The 16370-nt window shown below is 56.0% G+C and carries 16 protein-coding genes, 2 tRNA genes and 1 rRNA gene; 4 read left to right on the top strand and 15 right to left on the bottom strand.

Features of this window, described 5'->3' with window-relative positions; translation table 11 throughout:
• Nucleotides 1–5 precede the first annotated feature (5 nt).
• From DFO52_RS17275 to dnaQ, 8 genes are all read right to left on the bottom strand, one after another.
• Nucleotides 6–881, bottom strand: a complete 876-nt coding sequence (locus DFO52_RS17275; RefSeq protein WP_029739694.1) for an ABC transporter permease — start codon at nucleotides 879–881, stop codon at nucleotides 6–8.
• A gap of 2 nt (nucleotides 882–883) precedes the next feature.
• Entirely contained in the window at nucleotides 884–1825 is a 942-nt protein-coding gene (locus DFO52_RS17270) for an ABC transporter permease (protein ID WP_133550844.1), read from the bottom strand.
• Between the two features lie 18 nt (nucleotides 1826–1843).
• Nucleotides 1844–3358, bottom strand: a complete 1515-nt coding sequence (locus DFO52_RS17265) for an ABC transporter substrate-binding protein (protein WP_208110475.1) — start codon at nucleotides 3356–3358, stop codon at nucleotides 1844–1846.
• Nucleotides 3359–3360: 2 nt separating this feature from the next.
• Complete coding sequence (locus DFO52_RS17260; protein WP_059347781.1) at nucleotides 3361–4443, bottom strand: oligopeptide/dipeptide ABC transporter ATP-binding protein; 1083 nt, start codon at nucleotides 4441–4443, stop codon at nucleotides 3361–3363.
• On the bottom strand, nucleotides 4440–5453 hold the full coding sequence (locus tag DFO52_RS17255; protein WP_133550843.1) for an ABC transporter ATP-binding protein: 1014 nt from the start codon (nucleotides 5451–5453) through the stop codon (nucleotides 4440–4442). Before DFO52_RS17255 ends, DFO52_RS17260 begins: the two co-directional genes overlap by 4 nt.
• On the bottom strand, nucleotides 5450–6169 hold the full coding sequence (locus DFO52_RS17250; protein WP_023334601.1) for an FCD domain-containing protein: 720 nt from the start codon (nucleotides 6167–6169) through the stop codon (nucleotides 5450–5452). The genes DFO52_RS17255 and DFO52_RS17250 overlap by 4 nt, the downstream gene beginning before the upstream one ends.
• Nucleotides 6170–6548: 379 nt before the next feature.
• Nucleotides 6549–6625, bottom strand: a tRNA-Asp gene (locus tag DFO52_RS17245).
• 132 nt (nucleotides 6626–6757) lie between these two features.
• Nucleotides 6758–7489 carry a DNA polymerase III subunit epsilon gene (dnaQ, locus tag DFO52_RS17240; protein WP_029739690.1) on the bottom strand — a complete coding sequence of 244 codons (732 nt, stop codon included), beginning with the start codon at nucleotides 7487–7489 and terminating at the stop codon, nucleotides 6758–6760.
• A 31-nt stretch (nucleotides 7490–7520) separates the two neighbouring features.
• On the opposite strand from dnaQ, the gene rnhA reads away from it, so the two are divergent.
• Nucleotides 7521–8021, top strand: a complete 501-nt coding sequence (gene rnhA, locus DFO52_RS17235) for a ribonuclease HI (RefSeq protein WP_223862664.1) — start codon at nucleotides 7521–7523, stop codon at nucleotides 8019–8021.
• On the opposite strand, the gene DFO52_RS17230 is transcribed toward rnhA, so the two are convergent.
• Nucleotides 8018–8737: a class I SAM-dependent methyltransferase gene (locus DFO52_RS17230; RefSeq protein WP_023310484.1), complete on the bottom strand. Its 720-nt coding sequence runs from the start codon at nucleotides 8735–8737 to the stop codon at nucleotides 8018–8020. The two genes, rnhA and DFO52_RS17230, sit on opposite strands and share 4 nt — an antisense overlap.
• 32 nt (nucleotides 8738–8769) lie before the next feature.
• Here DFO52_RS17230 and gloB point away from each other — a divergent pair, with 32 nt between their 5' ends.
• Both gloB and mltD read left to right on the top strand, forming a co-directional pair.
• Entirely contained in the window at nucleotides 8770–9528 is a 759-nt protein-coding gene (gloB, locus tag DFO52_RS17225; RefSeq protein ID WP_133550842.1) for a hydroxyacylglutathione hydrolase, read from the top strand.
• Nucleotides 9529–9596: 68 nt separating this feature from the next.
• On the top strand, nucleotides 9597–10961 hold the full coding sequence (gene mltD, locus DFO52_RS17220; protein WP_032661729.1) for a murein transglycosylase D: 1365 nt from the start codon (nucleotides 9597–9599) through the stop codon (nucleotides 10959–10961).
• A 52-nt stretch (nucleotides 10962–11013) separates the two neighbouring features.
• Here mltD and DFO52_RS17215 read toward each other — a convergent pair whose 3' ends face one another.
• The 3 genes from DFO52_RS17215 to DFO52_RS17205 all read right to left on the bottom strand — a co-directional run bounded on the left by DFO52_RS17215 (nucleotide 11014) and on the right by DFO52_RS17205 (nucleotide 13976).
• Nucleotides 11014–11787: a class I SAM-dependent methyltransferase gene (locus DFO52_RS17215; RefSeq protein ID WP_133550841.1), complete on the bottom strand. Its 774-nt coding sequence runs from the start codon at nucleotides 11785–11787 to the stop codon at nucleotides 11014–11016.
• A 76-nt stretch (nucleotides 11788–11863) separates the two neighbouring features.
• The gene (locus tag DFO52_RS17210; RefSeq protein ID WP_024909448.1) at nucleotides 11864–12664 is read right to left on the bottom strand and encodes an endonuclease/exonuclease/phosphatase family protein; all 801 of its coding nucleotides are present in this window, start codon (nucleotides 12662–12664) and stop codon (nucleotides 11864–11866) included.
• A gap of 136 nt (nucleotides 12665–12800) precedes the next feature.
• A complete protein-coding gene (locus tag DFO52_RS17205; protein ID WP_133550840.1) occupies nucleotides 12801–13976 on the bottom strand; it encodes an MFS transporter in 1176 nt (391 codons plus the stop codon).
• 104 nt (nucleotides 13977–14080) lie between these two features.
• Between DFO52_RS17205 and yafC the strand changes: the two genes are divergently transcribed.
• Nucleotides 14081–14986 (top strand): DNA-binding transcriptional regulator YafC, encoded by a 906-nt coding sequence (gene yafC, locus DFO52_RS17200; protein ID WP_029739684.1) that lies wholly within the window; start codon nucleotides 14081–14083, stop codon nucleotides 14984–14986.
• A 29-nt stretch (nucleotides 14987–15015) separates the two neighbouring features.
• On the opposite strand, the gene dkgB is transcribed toward yafC, so the two are convergent.
• The 3 genes from dkgB to rrf form a co-directional block, all read right to left on the bottom strand.
• Nucleotides 15016–15819 (bottom strand): 2,5-didehydrogluconate reductase DkgB, encoded by an 804-nt coding sequence (gene dkgB / locus DFO52_RS17195; protein WP_133550839.1) that lies wholly within the window; start codon nucleotides 15817–15819, stop codon nucleotides 15016–15018.
• Between the two features lie 160 nt (nucleotides 15820–15979).
• Nucleotides 15980–16056 (bottom strand) — tRNA-Asp (locus DFO52_RS17190).
• 56 nt (nucleotides 16057–16112) lie between these two features.
• A 5S ribosomal RNA gene (gene rrf, locus DFO52_RS17185) occupies nucleotides 16113–16228 on the bottom strand.
• Between the last annotated feature and the right edge of the window lie 142 nt (nucleotides 16229–16370).

The following is a 16370-nucleotide window of genomic DNA, read 5'->3' as shown; positions in this document are numbered from 1 at the left end:
ACTCCTTAGTCGTGGCGCGGATCGAGCGCGTCGCGCAGCCCGTCGCCGAGTAAATTAAAGCCCTGCACGGCGAGGAAAATCGCCACGCCGGGGAAAACGGACATCCACGGCGCCTGCTCCAGAAACCCTTTCGCGGTGTTGAGCATGGAGCCCCAGGACGGATTGGGCGGCTGCTGCCCCAGCCCTAAAAACGACAGGCTGGCTTCGGCGATAATCGCCGAGGCAATCGCCAGCGTGGCCTGCACCAGGATCGGCGACATCACGTTCGGCAGGACGTATTTAATGATGATCCAGCGGTCCGGCAGGCCAATCGCCCGCGCGCCGTCGATGTACTCTTCGTTGCGAATGGCGATCACCTGGCCGCGCGTCAGGCGGGCGAAGATCGGCATCGCCGAAAGACCGATGGCGATCATCGCGTTGGTCAGGCTTGGGCCCAAAAATGCCCCCAGCGCGATCGCCATGATCAGGAACGGACAGGCCAGCAGCGCCTCGATAAACCGCGAGATCACCCCGTCCCACATCTTCTGGAAGTAACCCGCCACCAGCCCCAGCGGCACGCCGATGACCACCGCGATAACGACCGACATACAGCCCGCCATCAGCGAGGTGCGAGCCCCCCAGATAATGCGGGATAAAATGTCGCGCCCCAGCTCGTCGGTGCCGAACCAGTACATCGCCGACGGCGCTTTGCGCACCGCCAGGAAGTTGGCTTTGACCGGGTCGAACGGGGCGATCCACGGCGCCAGCAGCGCCACCAGAACAAAGAATCCCACCACCACCGCGCCAATCACCGCGCTTTTATTGGCGAGGAATTTCTTCAGTACCCGGTTCTGCGCGCGCGGCAGCGCGGGCGTAACGGTTTGCGTCGTCAGTTCCGCCATGGTTAACCTCGCATTTTCGGGTTGATAAGGACGTAGAGCACGTCGGCCAGCAGGTTGAGCATCAGGAAGCCGATCGCCACGATCAGCACCACGCCCTGCACCACCGCGTAGTCACGGTTAAATACCGAGTCGACGATCATCTTGCCGAACCCCGGAATGGTGAAGACCTGCTCGGTCAGCACCGCGCCGCCCAGCAGCTCGCCGAACAGCAGCGTGGTGAGGGTGATGACCGGCACCAGCGCGTTGCGAAACGCGTGCTTCAGGATCACCGCCTTCGGCAGCAGCCCCTTAGCGCGTGCGGTGCGGATGTAATCCGCCTTCAGAACCGCAATCATCGAGGCGCGGGTATGGCGCATCAGCGTCGCCGCGAGGCCGGTTCCGAGCACGGACGCGGGCAGCAGCAGCGTGCGCAGGTTCTGGAGCGGATCTTCACTGAACGGCACGTAGCCGGACGCGGGCAGCCACTGCAGGTTCACCGAAAAGACCAGAATCAGCAGGATCCCCAGCCAGAAGTGCGGGATCGAGATCCCCGAGATCGCCACGAAGTTCGCCCCGTGATCCACCCAGCTGTTTTTGTTCACCGCCGCGAGGATCCCCATGCTGATGCCAAACACCAGCGCGATAATCATCGCCAGCAGCGACAGCTCCAGCGTGACCGGCAGCTTGCTGGCAATCAGCTGCGTTACCGGTTCGTGCGTGCGTAAGGAGACGCCCAGATCGCCCTGCAGCGCGCGCGTCAGCCAGTGGAAATACTGCATGGGGATCGGCGCATCGAGGTTCAGCTCCGCGCGCAGCTGGGCGATGACCGCCGGATCGCGCTCCTCGCCGGCCATGGCGATCAGCGGGTCGCCGGGCAGCAGCTTTTGCAGCCCGAAGACCATCATGCTCACCAGCAGTAGGGTTGGTATAGCCAGCAGCAGACGTTTGCAAATCAGTTCCAGCATGGGTTCTCCTCGGGACCTTTATTTCGCCAGCGTCAAACCCGCCAGACGCACGATGCCGTCCGGGTACGGCTTAAAGCCCTGCACGCTTTTGTTCAGACCGAAAATGCGCGGCTCGAAGTAGAGGTAGGCAATCGGCATGTCGGTTTGCAGCTGTTTCACCACCTTGTCGTACAGCGGCTGGCGTGCGGCCTGATCGGTGCTCTGGCGCGCCTGGGTAAGCCAATCATCGACCTGCGCGTTGCTGTAGCGACCGTCGTTAAGTGTGCCTTTGCTGTTGATAAAGCCGTAGATGCTGCCGTCCGGATCCGGGCGTCCCGACCAGCCGGAGAAGCTCAGCTGATAGTCACCGCTCTGCTGGCGATCGAGCAGCGTAGCGAATTCGGTCATCTGCAGGTTCAGGTTAAATCCGGCCTCGGCGACCATCGCCTGCAATACCTGGCCCACCTGCTGCGAGGTTGGGTTGTTCGGCACCAGCAGGTTGACGGTCAGCGGCGCGGTAACGCCTGCCGCCTTCAGCAGCGCTTTGGCTTTGTCGACGTCACGCGGCGGGACCGGCAGGTTAACGTGATACGGGCTGACCGGGGAAAACGCCTGGTTTGCCGGGGTGTAAAGCCCTTCGAAGACCACCTGATTTAACGCATCGCGATCGATGGCCTGAGAAAATGCCTCGCGCACGCGAGCGTCCTTGAACGGATCGTTCGCCGGCACCTTGCCGTTGTTGATGTTGAAGGTGATGCCCTGATAGCCCAGACCGGTCACCTTCGCCAGCGCCAGCTTGCTGTCGGCTTCGACGGTTTTAACGTCGCTGGCGGCGATGCCTTCGGTCAGGTCGAGATCGCCCGCGCGCAGGTTCGCGAGGCGCACGGAGGCGTCCGGGATCGGCAGATAGATGATTTTGTCGAAGTGGTAAGCGCCTTTGTTCCAGTAGTTGTCGAAGCGGGTCAGCACGATGCGGTCCTGGGACACGCGGCTGTCGAATTTATACGGGCCGGAGCAGACCGGGTGGGCGGCAAAGTCAGGCTTTTTCGCCGCCTCGGGGGCCATCATCGCGCCCGCGCGGTCGGTGAGCTGCATCAGCAGCGCGGCATCGGGGGTCTTCAGGTGCAGCGCAATCTGCATCGGGCCGGTGACCTCGACCGATTCAACGGAGGAGATCTCGCTCTTACGCAGGGAGCCTTTCAGGGTCAGGGCGCGGTCGAGGTTGTATTTTGCCGCGGCGGCATCGAATTTCTCACCGTCGTGGAAGGTAACGCCTTCCCGCAGATTGAGCGTCAGGGTTTTACCGTCCTCACTCCACGCCCAGTCTTTAGCCAGGCCGGGGACGACCTTCAGGTTTTCATCCACGTCCACCAGCCTGTCGCACAGGGAGGCAAAGACGAAGCGGCCATAGTATGTGCGCGCCAGATGCGGGTCGAGCATGTCCGGGTCAGCGCCCAGACCGATTCGCAGCACGCTTTCAGAATGGGCGGGCAGCGCCGCGCCAAGCAGCATAAAACTTCCCAGTACGGTCAAAAGAGAATTACGCATTGTCATTATCATGAGTTCCTTGAAGGAAGGGACGAGTGAGTGGCCGCGTGTTCAAACAGCGCGCGGCGGCGCAGAAAGGCGGCGGATGGCGGTGCGATCTGAATAACGCTGCGATCGCGGTTGATCTCCTGCCAGCGATGACAGGCAACCTGACGCCCGCCGTCGAGTACCTGATTGATCGGCTCGACCTGGCGGCATTCATCGGTAACGTACGGGCAGCGGGTGTGGAAACGGCAGCCGGACGGCGGGCTGGCCGGGTTGGGCAGATCCCCCTGCAGCAGCGGCGCGTCGCGTTCAACGCCCGGCTGCATCTGAGGTGCCGAGGCGATCAGCGCCTGGGTGTAGGGGTGCAGCGGCGCGTCAAAAATCTCGTCGACGGTGGCAAGCTCGACGATTTGCCCGAGATACATGACCGCCACGCGGTCGCTCATATGGCGGATCACCGCCAGGCCGTGGGCGACAATCACCATCGTCAGCCCCAGCTGGTGCTTCAGGCTTTCCAGCAGGTTGACCACCTGCGCCTGAACGGAGACGTCCAGCGCGGACACCGGCTCATCGCCAAGCAGCAGCTTCGGTCCCGAGGCCAGCGCGCGCGCAATGCCGATACGCTGGCGCTGCCCGCCGGAAAACTCGTGCGGATAGCGCCCGGCCCAGGCGGCAGGCAGGCCAACGGTTTTAAGCAGCTCGGCAACGCGGTACTGGCGATCTGCTTTTTTCATGTTCTGATGCAGCCACAGCGGCTCCCCGACGATCTGCTCCACCGTCATGCGCGGGTTGAGCGAGGCGAAGGGATCCTGAAAGATGATTTGCAGCTCGCGCCGGAGCTGGTTCAGGCGGACACCGGAGGCGTCGGTGATCTCCTCCCCCTGATAAAACACGCGCCCTTCGCTGGCGGCCAGCAGGCGCAGCAGCAGACGACCGAGCGTAGATTTCCCGGAGCCGGACTCGCCGACGATCGCCAGCGTTTCGCCCGGCATCACGGCAAGCGAAACGCGATCGACCGCCGTGACAAACCGTGCCGGGGTAAAGAGCTTTTTGGGGCCGGGGAAAAGCTTGCTGAGGTCACGGGCTTCAAGAATGGGCGTGGTCATGCGATTTCTCCCAGGGCAATGTGCTGTTCGAGCGGCACGCGGAAGCAGGCGACCTGATGGCCCGCGCCGAGCGTGGTGAGCTGCGGTTTTTCAGCATGGCAGCGCGACTGCGCAAACGGACAGCGCGTCGCGAAACGGCAGCCTTTCGGCATGGATTCCGGGAGCGGGACTGCGCCGGGAATGGTGGAGAGCTGGCCCTTGCGTGCGCCAAGAGAAGGAATCGAGCCCATCAGGCCGATGGTGTACGGGTGCTGCGGATCGGCAAAGATGGCCTCCACGCTCCCCTGCTCCACTACCTGTCCGGCATACATCACCGCTACCTGCTGGGCGACTTCTGCCACCACGCCCAAATCGTGGGTGATCATCAGCACCGCCGTGCCGGTTTCCTCTTTTAAGGCGTTGAGCAAGGCGAGGATTTGCGCCTGGATGGTGACGTCGAGCGCGGTGGTGGGTTCATCAGCAATCAGCAGTTTGGGATGGTTAATCAGCGCCATCGCAATCATCACGCGCTGGCGCATGCCGCCGGAAAGCTGGTGGGGATATGCTTTCAGGCGCATCTCTGCCGCCGGGATCTGTACCTTCTCGAGGATCTGCAGCGCGACCTTCATCGCCTCTGCGCGCGAGACGTTCTGGTGCCGCATAACCGCTTCGCTGAGCTGATCGCCCAGCGTAAACGCCGGATTGAGCGAGGTCATCGGCTCCTGGAAAATCATCGCCAGCTCGCTGCCGCGCAGGTCGGCATATTCCCGCGGCGAGAGCTTTCGCAGATCGTGGCGGCGAAACTGCATCTCACCGCTGACAATCTGCGCGCTGGCGGGCAGTAACCCCATCAGCGCCAGTGAGGTGATACTTTTCCCGCAGCCGGACTCTCCCACCAGCGCCAGCGTTTCGCCCGCCCTGACGGTCAGCGAGATACCATCAAGCACGCTAACCGGCGAGCCAGCAAACGTAACGTTGAGGTTTTGCACCCGCAATACGGGCGTGGCGTCCTTAAAGGGTATTGTCGTCATGGCGTGAAGTCGTCCTCAAGGTGGATCGCCTGAATCAGGGCGGTTTGCAGGCTGAGCAGGTGTTCGCGCATGGCGGCCGCGGCTTCATTAGGCTGGCGATGGATAATCGCAGACATGATCTTATGGTGGTGGTCGTTATAGCTGTCGACACGTTCGGGAGTGCGTGCCAGCTCGCGCAGATGCTGCCAGCCCGGTTCACGCCGCACGGCATCAATGGCATCAAACAGGCCGAGCATCAGACGGTTGCCCGCCGCCTCGGCAATCGCCCGGTGAAAGGCGCTGTCCCAGAGTTCGTTGAGATCGCGGTCGTCCGGGCTGACCTTGTCGATGCGTTCCAGCATGCGCTGCATGAGCGCGAGGTTTTCCCTGGTGGCACGCAGTGCCGCAAGCCGGGCTAAGCCGGGTTCGAGCTGTAGACGAGCTTCCATCACTTCCAGAAGGTTGGTCTGCTGAACCAATCCCTGAAGGGCCAGCGGTTCAACAGGTGCCGCCGGGCCTATAAAGGTCCCTTTGCCCTGCTTACGCCAGATGCGCCCCTCTTCTTCCAGCACGTCCAGCGCGCGACGCACTTCACGTCGTCCTACGCCGAGAGTGTCCGACAGCTCACGTTCCGTGGGCAGCGGTATGCCTGGTGTTGACTCATGCTGGTTGATAAGCCCGCGCAGCTGCTCAAGCGCGGTGCTGGAATTTGCCAGAAACCGTGACGGTTTTTCCATATTGGTTCGCTCGCTTTCATCATTGCTTTATTTTTATTAACGATAAGTTATTGATATGGAATGAAGCTTATCGTGCTAATGATTAAGCAATAACCAAACCAATACGCAATTGGTTCGGTGTTTTTTTGGAAAGCGGGAGATAACCAAATGATTCTGCGTGAATTATTTTTACAGAAAGAAACATTCTGAATGAGGTATCAAGAGAGGAGCGGCGATGAAATGCACAACCATAGTGCAAATAATGCACTACATGCGTGCAATTGTTAATTAATTGCACCATGTTTATTAACTTTTTGTTAACGCTAAGGAAGGGGATAAGATTACAGAAGGCTGAAACGACGAAGGCCTGAATCATTTCTGATTCAGGCCTTCTGAATAGTGGCGGAACGGACGGGACTCGAACCCGCGACCCCCTGCGTGACAGGCAGGTATTCTAACCGACTGAACTACCGCTCCACTGTTCCCGTTTGGGGAACGAGGCGCATATTACGGTGCGCCTCCGATCTCGTCAACGCTTTTTCTCACGTTTTGAATCGTTTGCTGCAAAAATCGCCCAAACGATGATTTTACAGGCATTCCGGCGTTTTTTCAGGCGCGCCACATGCAGCTGCCGCCCTTCTTCTGGACCAGATCAAGCCGGGATTCGTGGTTAAGAAGCTCTTCATCGCTGGCTAAAACAACCCGCAAGCGGCTTGCCTGGCGGACAACACGCTGAATGCCCGCTTCGCCTTGCGTCTGCTGGGATTCATTTTCCATACTGAACTTCATTGACGTCTGCCCGCCGGTCATCGTCAGATAGACATCGGCCAGGATCTGGGCATCGAGCAACGCCCCGTGAAGCGTTCGCTTGGTGTTGTCTATCTCGTAGCGCGAGCAAAGTGCATCCAGGCTGTTACGCTTGCCGGGGAACATCTTCCTTGCCAGCGCCAGGCTGTCCGTTACCTTACAGAAGGTGTTCGTCTTCGGAATATCACGATTAAGCTTGCTGAATTCATAATCCATAAAGCCGATATCGAACGATGCGTTATGGATGACAAGCTCGGCGCCCTTGATATATTCCAGGAACTCGTCAGCGACATCCGCAAAAGTCGGCTTATCCAGCAAGAACTCATCGGCAATACCGTGAACGCCGAACGCTTCCGGATCCACCAGCCGATCGGGTTTGAGGTAGACGTGGAAGTTGTTCCCCGTAAGACGACGGTTCACCACTTCAACGGCGCCGATCTCGATGATCTTATGCCCTTCGTAGTGCGCGCCGATCTGGTTCATACCGGTGGTTTCGGTATCGAGGACAATCTGGCGAGTAATTGCAGTGCTCATAGCGGTCATTTATGTCAGACTTATCGTTTAACTGAACGTTTCGAATACAGGAAGTCTACCAGAGATGCGTAAACAGGTAGAAATTTTCACCGATGGATCTTGTCTCGGTAACCCAGGACCCGGCGGCTACGGCGCGATTATGCGCTATCGCCAGCACGAAAAAACCTTTAGCGAAGGCTATTTTCTGACCACCAACAACCGGATGGAGTTGATGGCGGCCATCGTGGCGCTGGAGGCGTTAAAAGAACATTGTGACGTGGTGCTAAGCACCGACAGTCAGTACGTGCGTCAGGGGATCACCCAGTGGATCCATAACTGGAAAAAACGCGGCTGGAAAACCGCCGATAAGAAGCCGGTCAAGAACGTCGATCTCTGGAAACGTCTTGATGCTGCGCTGGGCCAGCACCAGATTAAGTGGGAGTGGGTTAAAGGCCACGCAGGCCATCCGGAAAACGAACGCTGCGACGAACTGGCGCGTGCTGCGGCATCCAATCCCGCACATGAAGATGCGGGCTATCAGCCCGACGTCTAATCGGTTTTTTTGTACTGCCGCGTGGCGCCGACGGTCTGGCGGATGGGCGTTTTCGACTTGCTCTGCTTCATAGGGTTAAGCGTAAGGGGAATGGTTCGCTTACGCGCAACGATAAACTGCAAACAGCCCAATGCGGGGAGATGGGTGCTCAGTACCACGCCCCCTTGCCTCGCCCAGGGCAACACCTGAAAACCACCGTAGCAAAGCACTTCAAAGTTCAGCAGTGAAAGCCAGTCGAGCTGACGCATCATGGTGAACATTCGGCTGTTGTAAGGTGGAGTCCGGCGTAGCACCGGTACCAGCTTACGCAGGCCCATCAGGCTTAGCGGATTGAATCCGCTAAGTACCAGCCAGCCGTCATCAATCAGCACGCGATCGGCTTCGCGAAGCAGACGATGCGGATCGCTGCACCAGGGTAGCGTATGTGCGAGCAAACACGCATCGACGGATTTTTCCGCAAACGGCAGATGCAACGGGTCTGCCTTCACCTGAACCGGCGATCCGCCGAGAGAGACGTTAACCTGATGCGAGATAGCGCAGCTTTCGGTATTGATTTCCGCGCTGAGATTGCCAATCTTAAGCAGGTGAAAGCCATACATTTTCGCGAGCCAGGGCTTCAGCTGCTGTTCTAACGCTTCGCGATAGTATTCACCCCAGGGCAATTCCGCCCAACGTTCCGGTGCTGCGACAGTCTGAGGTATCCTTGCCGGTTTCATCAAAACACCCGCCACGCTCTAAGAGGTAATGTATGAATCTTATCAGTATTCCAGCGTTTCAGGACAATTACATCTGGGTTTTGGTTGACGACGATCGCCGATGCGTCATTGTCGATCCCGGAGAGTCCGCCCCTGTACTGCACGCCATAAAAGAGAACGGCTGGCAGCCAGAAGCCATTCTGTTGACGCATCATCATAACGATCACACTGGCGGCGTGCCTGAACTGCGCGCCCATTTTCCGCATCTTGTGGTTTACGGACCGGCAGAGGCACAAGATAAGGGAATCACGCATGTAGTCGAAGAAGGCGAAAATATCCTCATACGCGAGTGGGAGTTTTCCGTATTTGCCACACCAGGTCACACTTTGGGACATCTGTGTTTCTACAGTAAACCTTATCTTTTTTGCGGCGACACGCTGTTCTCCGGAGGCTGCGGAAGACTGTTTGAAGGCACGCCAGCTCAAATGTATCAGTCTTTACAGAAGATTAACGCACTACCCGATGAGACGCTCGTTTGTTGCGCCCATGAGTATACATTAGGAAATATGAAGTTTGCCGTGAGCCTCTTACCCGAGGATCGAGCGATTCAGGATTATTATCACAAAGTGAAGGAGTTACGTGCAAAAAACCAAAAAACACTCCCCGTAATTCTGAAAAACGAGCGCCAAATTAATTTATTTTTACGAACAGATGATATTGATTTAATTAATAAAATTAACCAAGAAACAAATTTGCAACAACCAGAACAACGATTTGCATGGTTAAGGTCAAAGAAAGATAACTTCAGATAATTGCGGGTTGCCTTTTCAAAATTTCGCCGTTATCATCGCTCGTCTTTTAAGCAACTATTGACACACACATGAAGGCAAAAGCGATATTACTCGCCTCTGTCCTGCTTGTAGGTTGCCAGTCGCAAAACGGCAGCAACGTACAACAGCACGCACAGAGCCTTTCTGCGGCTGGTCAAGGGGAAGCAGGGAAGTTTGCAAGTTCGGCGCGATGGATGGACGATGGAACATCTTACGCGCAGGATCAAGACTTGTGGACCTCTATTGGCGACGAGCTAAAGATGGGAATTCCGGAAAATCCCCGGATTCGCGAACAGAAACAGAAGTATTTAAGTAATAAGAGCTATCTCCACGATGTAACGTTACGGGCAGAGCCGTATATGTACTGGATAGCCGGGCAAGTTAAGAAACGTAACATGCCTATGGAGCTGGTACTCCTACCCATAGTGGAGAGCGCTTTTGACCCACACGCGACGTCTGGCGCCAATGCCGCAGGCATTTGGCAGATCATTCCGAGCACCGGGCGAAACTATGGTCTGAAACAGACCCGCAACTATGATGCGCGTCGCGATGTTGTCGCTTCAACGACAGCCGCTCTCGACATGATGCAACGTCTGAACAAGATGTTTGACGGCGACTGGCTGTTAACTGTCGCAGCGTATAATAGTGGCGAAGGTCGTGTACTGAAGGCAATGAAAGCGAATAAAGCACGGGGTAAATCCACCGATTTTTGGTCGCTCTCACTGCCACAGGAAACAAAGATTTACGTACCGAAAATGCTGGCATTGAGCGATATTCTCAAGAACAGCAAGCGTTACGGTGTACAACTGCCAACACCAGACGAAAGTCGTGCACTGGCGCGTGTTCGCCTCAGCAATCCGGTTGATATTCAACAGGTTGCTGATATGACGGGTATGTCGGTAAGTAAATTGAAAACCTTTAATGCTGGCGTTAAAGGCTCAACTCTGGGGGCAAGTGGCCCGCAGTATGTAATGGTTCCGCAGAAACATGCCGAGCAGTTACGCGAGTCTTTAGCTTCTGGTGAAATCGCCGCCGTTCAGTCAACGCTGATCGCGGATGCATCATCAGTTAACAGCCGCAGCTATAAGGTTCGTTCAGGTGATACGCTTTCGGGCATTGCGTCACGTCTTGGCGTGAATGCGAAAGATCTGCAGCAGTGGAATAACCTGCGCAGCTCCGGCCTGAAAGTGGGTCAGACTCTGACGGTAGGTGCAGGTAGCAGCGCACAGCGTCTCGCCAGCAACAGCGATAGCATTACCTATCGCGTGCGCAAGGGTGATTCACTGTCCAGTATCGCAAAACGACACGGCGTAAACATCAAGGATGTGATGCGCTGGAACAATGATACTGACAACCTGAAACCAGGCGACCAGTTGACGCTGTTTGTGAAGAACAGCGCGACGCCAGACTCCTGATAGCACGATCGAAAGATAAAAAGGCACCGATTCCCCTCGGTGCCTTTTTTGTTTATCCCGCTTTTTGCGCTTCGGCCATGATGGTATCGCTGGTAAACGAGCCGTCGTCCTGCAGTTCAAAGTACGCTTTTACCTCCGCGGACGCACTCTCCTGATAGAGCCTGATCGCCTGGCTTAATGCTTCCGGGGTGCGCATACGCGCGATCCAGGAGCTGAACTCCAGCGGTAAGCGGTCTGTAATCAACGCGCGCGTGATCAGCCCTGCTTCAGTGATAAACGACAACCACTCTCCGCTGGCATAGTTTTGCACGTGTGAGGTATCGCGCAGCGCTTCGACCGTCTGCAGCCAGATATTGCGCACCGGATGTCCAGGGGACATCACATCCATAATAATGAAGATGCCACCCGGCTTCAGAACACGTTTGACCTCGCGCAATGCCTGGCCGACATCGTGCCAGTGGTGAGCAGAATAACGGCTGATAACCACCTCAAACGACGCATCGTCAAAAGGTAAAGATTCGGCATAGCCCTGGCGCGTATCAATGTTGTCCAGCCCCTTTGTTCTCGCCGCCTCGGCAACAACGTCCAGCATCTGGCTGGATAAGTCATACGCGGTAACGTGCGCGACCTGCTGTGCAGCGGCAAAGCTGGCGTGCCCTGCCCCGCAGCCTAAATCAAGCACGTGCGCCTGCGGGAACGCCGCCAGACGCTCACCGAGACGCACCAGATCGCGGCCAGAAGCATGCACGGCGCTGCTCAGATAGGCACTTGCCTGAGAACCAAACTGTTTTTCTACGTTGTCATGATGGGAGCGTGTTGTTGTCATCGTACTGTCCTTTGTTGGTTAAAAATAAAAGGGCAGCACCCGCGCAGGCCTGCCCCACGGCAGACCTGACACACCATTATTTATCAGGTTTGCCGGGACTGAATTCAACTAGTAGAGGATTGTGATCGGAGGCGCGCGTTACCAGGACAGAGGCGTCATGCACGCTCAAACCACGATAGAAGACAAAATCGAGAGGACGACCAAAGGCTTTTTTACGCTGGTCATCGCTAAAGCGAACTTCACGCAGCGACATTTCACGCGCAAAGCGATACAGCGCATTCATGCGCGGACGGCTCCAGGCGTTGAAATCGCCTGCCATAATGATGGGGCCGCTGTGATGGGCAATCTGATCGCCAATCGGAAGTAGCTGTTTACTGTAGACATCCACGCCCAGGCTGAAATTGACCGCATGGATGTTCACGACCATCAGCATTCGGGTATCCGGCAGCGGATAGACCGTCACCAGCGCCGATTTCGCCAGACGCAGGATAGGCTCACGTTCACGCAGAGGACAGCAATAGACCGGATGTGCTGCTGAAAGTGTCATCACACCCGAGGGGTGTTGTGGCAGGACAAATGCAGGCACCTGGTCGGCGGCAAGATAGTTCGTGGTGGCAAACCGTACCAGCTCAGGAGTAGTTTGCGCCTCCTGAAGCAGAACCAGATGGGCATCTTTTCCAAAATTCTTGAGCACCGATAACCATTCGGCACGCTGCTGCTTAAAGATATTCCACACCAGTACACGGATTTTCTCATCGCTGCTTAACGGTGTGCCGGCGGGTAATGCCTGGCTTATGCTCGCAAATGACCCCGGAGGCAAGATCCTCTCCGCGGGCATTCCGGCAACATAACGCATGGCATAGGTATTTTTTCGCACTTTTGGAAACAGCCTCTGTAACATGAACCAGCCCGGAAAACGGACTGGTTCTAATGTTATAGGGACTTTAGGTCATACTTTCAACGCAATTTCTGAGAAACCGCTTTCCAGTTTTGTAAGCAAGCACTTACTGATGTTACCCCAGCGCGACCCGGGCTGGCTTATCGAGACGTCCACTCAGGCCAATCAGCAGGAAGGCCACCAGGACAATCACCGCGCCAATCCACGGAGTCTGGGTTAACCCAACATGCGCTACGGTTTGTCCGCCAATGATGGAGCCCAGCGCAATGCCAATATTAAATGCGGCAATGTTCAGACCCGATGCCACATCCACCGCATTTGGCGTATAGAGCTCGGCTTTCTGGACTACGTAAACCTGAAGCCCGGGCACATTACCAAAGGCAAAGATCCCCATGACCAGCACAGTGACCAGCGCGGCGTAGTGTACCGAAGCCGTGAACTGGAAAATCATCAGCAGAACCACCAGGGCGGCGAAGATGAATTTCAGCGCCGGTACCGCACCATGCTTATCCGCAAGCTTGCCGCCCCAGATATTGCCAATGGCAACGGAAATACCGTACCCCAGCAAAATCCAGCTCACGGCATTGGGTGAGAAGCCCGCCAGGTCCTGCATCATCGGCGCCAGGAAGGTAAAGGCGGTGAATACGCCACCATAGCCCAGCGCAGTTACCGCGTAAATAATCAGCAAACGCGGATGCGTGAGCACCTTCAGCTGATCGCGCAGGCTGGCGCTTGCCCGGCCTGGAATATTCGACGGTACCAGCAGCAGGCTGGTCACCAGAGCGATGACGCCCAGCAAGGAGACTGCCAGGAACGTTTCACGCCAGCCGAAGTGTTGTCCGATAAACGTTCCCAACGGTACGCCCGTAACGAGTGCGACGGTCAGTCCACCAAACATGATCGCAATGGCTGAAGCCGCTTTCTCTTTGGGCACCAGGCTTGTTGCTATGGTGGAACCAATCGAGAAGAACACGCCGTGTGCAAGGCCGGTCAACAGACGGGCAATCACCAGCGTGGTGTAGTCCGGCGCCTGCCAGGCCAGAACGTTGCCGGCGGTGAACAGCACCATCAGCGCGACTAACAGCTGCTTACGCGGAAAACGTCCGGTCAGGGCCGTCAGCACTGGCGCACCGACGGCGACGCCCAGGGCGTAGATTGATACCAGCAACCCCGCAGAGGGCAACGAGATCGTTAGCTGGTTAGCAATAGTGGGAACCAGACCCACGATAACAAATTCGGTCGTGCCAATTGCGAAGGCACTGATCGTCAGGGCAAGTAGCGCCAGTGGCATAAAATACTCCGTATCATCAGGATTAAGATGACAGGCAGTATGCGCCAGTGCTTAAATAACAAAAATGGTCAAAATCTCAATAGAATTTTGCAGGTGGTGCAAAAATGAAAGCAACATCGGAAGAGCTGACAATCTTTGTCGCCGTCGTTGAAAGCGGCAGCTTTAGCCGCGCGGCCGAACAGCTGGGACAGGCTAATTCGGCCATCAGCCGTTCGGTAAAAAAACTGGAGATGAAGCTTGGAGTGAGTCTGCTCAACCGAACGACGCGGCAGCTGAGCCTGACGGAAGAAGGAGAGCGTTACTTCCGCCGCGTGCAGTCGGTATTGCAGGAGATGGCTGCAGCGGAGACGGAGATTATGGAGACCCGCAGCACGCCGCGTGGATTGCTGCGTATTGATGCGGCCACGCCGGTGGTGCTTCACTTTCTGATGCCGCTGATCAAACCTTTCCGCGAACGCTATCCGGAGATGACGCTTTCTCTGGTCTCCTCAGAGACGTTTATCAACCTCATCGAGCGTAAAGTAGATGTGGCGATCCGGGCGGGAACCCTGACAGATTCAAGTTTGCGTGCCCGCCCTCTGTTTGCCAGCTACCGCAAAATTATCGCATCACCAGAGTATATTGCCGAACATGGTAAACCGGAGACGGTTGAAGAACTGAAGCAGCATCTGTGCCTGGGCTTTACTGAGCCGGTGTCGCTGAATACCTGGCCTGTCGCCTGTCATGATGGTCAACTTTATGAAATTACCTGCGGGTTATCCTCAAACAGCGGGGAAACGCTGAAGCAGCTTTGTCTCGAAGGAAACGGGATCGCCTGCTTGTCCGACTATATGATTGATAAGGAAATAGCGCGGGGTGAACTGGTGGAGCTGATGGCCGACAAACGTCTGCCGGTCGAAATGCCCTTTAGCGCAGTGTATTACAGTGACAGAGCGGTAAGCACGCGCATTCGCGCCTTTATTGACTTCCTGAGTGAACATATAAAAACAGCTCCCGGAGGAGCTGTGTGAGGGTTCAGGTTACAGAGGGCGGGTCAAACTTAATCCCAGTCAGGAGCTAAACCTTCCGGGCTTACCAGGCGATCGTTGCACTCCAGTGCTGCGATCGCTTTTTTATCGTCAGCATCCAGATGAAGATCCGCTGCTAACAGGTTGCTGGCCAGGTTTTCACGCTTAGTTGATGATGGGATCACTGCATAACCTTCACCCATTGCCCATGCCAGAATGACCTGCGCAGCAGTGGCGTTATGTTTCTCTGCGATACGCGTAATCACTTCATCTTTCAGCGCTTTACCGTAGGACAGCGTCATGTATGAAGTGATGTGGATCCCGTGCTGTTTTGCCCAGTCCACGACTTTGCGGTTTTGCAGGTATGGAGACAGCTCAATCTGGTTGGTCGCAATATTTTCTGCGCCAACAGCAGCAATGGCTTTTTCCATCAGCGGAATCGTGAAGTTGGAGATCCCTATTTCGCGGGTTAGGCCCTGCTTTTTCGCTTCCAGCAGCGCCTGCATGAATTCTTCTACTGAGACGGCATCATTCGGTGATGGCCAGTGGATCAGCGTCAGATCTACGTAGTCAGTACGCAGTTTTTTCAGGCTCTCTTTCAGGCTAGGGATCAGCTTATCTTTGCTGAGATTCTCAATCCAGATTTTCGTGGTGATAAACAGTTCGTCACGCGGAACACCACTCTCTTCGAGAGCTTGTCCAACAGCTGCTTCATTTTCATAGATCTGTGCCGTATCAACTGCACGATAACCCAGTTCGAGTGCGGTTTTAACCGATGCGATAACAACGTCGTCTTTCAGGCGGAAAGTGCCCAGACCAAATGCAGGGAGAGTCATACTATTCCTCAATCATTATGTTCGTAAACTGAGGAAGATTATCGCTGGCGTTGCTATAGAGAAAAAGATCGCAAAACGCAGAGGATTTTTGCTAATTTCGCAATAATTAAACGTCAGATAAGAAAAAAGCCCTGAGCGTGAGCTCAGGGCTTTTAATAAGTGGCGGAACGGACGGGACTCGAACCCGCGACCCCCTGCGTGACAGGCAGGTATTCTAACCGACTGAACTACCGCTCCACCGAAGACTGCTTGTAACCACCGGATTTATGCACCGGCTTACTACTTAATTTGATGCCTGGCAGTTCCCTACTCTCACATGGGGAGACCCCACACTACCATCGGCGCTACGGCGTTTCACTTCTGAGTTCGGCATGGGGTCAGGTGGGACCACCGCGCTAAAGCCGCCAGGCAAATTCTGTTAATCTGTATCAAGCTGAGCTGAATATGTCGTCTCTTCGCCGAAACAGCTTCGGCGTTGTAAGGTTAAGCCTCACGGTTCATTAGTATCGGTTAGCTCAACGCATCGCTGCGCTTACACACCCGACCTATCA

This window comes from Enterobacter sp. AG326 (genome assembly GCF_004362415.1).
GTDB classification, from domain to species: domain Bacteria; phylum Pseudomonadota; class Gammaproteobacteria; order Enterobacterales; family Enterobacteriaceae; genus Enterobacter; species Enterobacter asburiae.
The sequence above is the reverse complement of the archived record's forward strand: the minus strand, read 5'-3'. Positions and strand labels throughout refer to the sequence as shown.

Bases quoted from the DNA above. Each gene is read 5' to 3' on its own strand.
- DFO52_RS17275 (WP_029739694.1), bottom strand. From the start codon at position 881: ATGGCGGAACTGACGACGCAAACCGTTACGCCCGCGCTGCCGCGCGCG.
- DFO52_RS17270 (WP_133550844.1), bottom strand. From the start codon at position 1,825: ATGCTGGAACTGATTTGCAAACGTCTGCTGCTGGCTATACCAACCCTA.
- DFO52_RS17265 (WP_208110475.1), bottom strand. From the start codon at position 3,358: ATGACAATGCGTAATTCTCTTTTGACCGTACTGGGAAGTTTTATGCTG.
- DFO52_RS17260 (WP_059347781.1), bottom strand. From the start codon at position 4,443: ATGACCACGCCCATTCTTGAAGCCCGTGACCTCAGCAAGCTTTTCCCC.
- DFO52_RS17255 (WP_133550843.1), bottom strand. From the start codon at position 5,453: ATGACGACAATACCCTTTAAGGACGCCACGCCCGTATTGCGGGTGCAA.
- DFO52_RS17250 (WP_023334601.1), bottom strand. From the start codon at position 6,169: ATGGAAAAACCGTCACGGTTTCTGGCAAATTCCAGCACCGCGCTTGAG.
- dnaQ (WP_029739690.1), bottom strand. From the start codon at position 7,489: ATGAGCACTGCAATTACTCGCCAGATTGTCCTCGATACCGAAACCACC.
- DFO52_RS17230 (WP_023310484.1), bottom strand. From the start codon at position 8,737: ATGAAACCGGCAAGGATACCTCAGACTGTCGCAGCACCGGAACGTTGG.
- gloB (WP_133550842.1), top strand. From the start codon at position 8,770: ATGAATCTTATCAGTATTCCAGCGTTTCAGGACAATTACATCTGGGTT.
- mltD (WP_032661729.1), top strand. From the start codon at position 9,597: ATGAAGGCAAAAGCGATATTACTCGCCTCTGTCCTGCTTGTAGGTTGC.
- DFO52_RS17215 (WP_133550841.1), bottom strand. From the start codon at position 11,787: ATGACAACAACACGCTCCCATCATGACAACGTAGAAAAACAGTTTGGT.
- DFO52_RS17205 (WP_133550840.1), bottom strand. From the start codon at position 13,976: ATGCCACTGGCGCTACTTGCCCTGACGATCAGTGCCTTCGCAATTGGC.
- yafC (WP_029739684.1), top strand. From the start codon at position 14,081: ATGAAAGCAACATCGGAAGAGCTGACAATCTTTGTCGCCGTCGTTGAA.
- dkgB (WP_133550839.1), bottom strand. From the start codon at position 15,819: ATGACTCTCCCTGCATTTGGTCTGGGCACTTTCCGCCTGAAAGACGAC.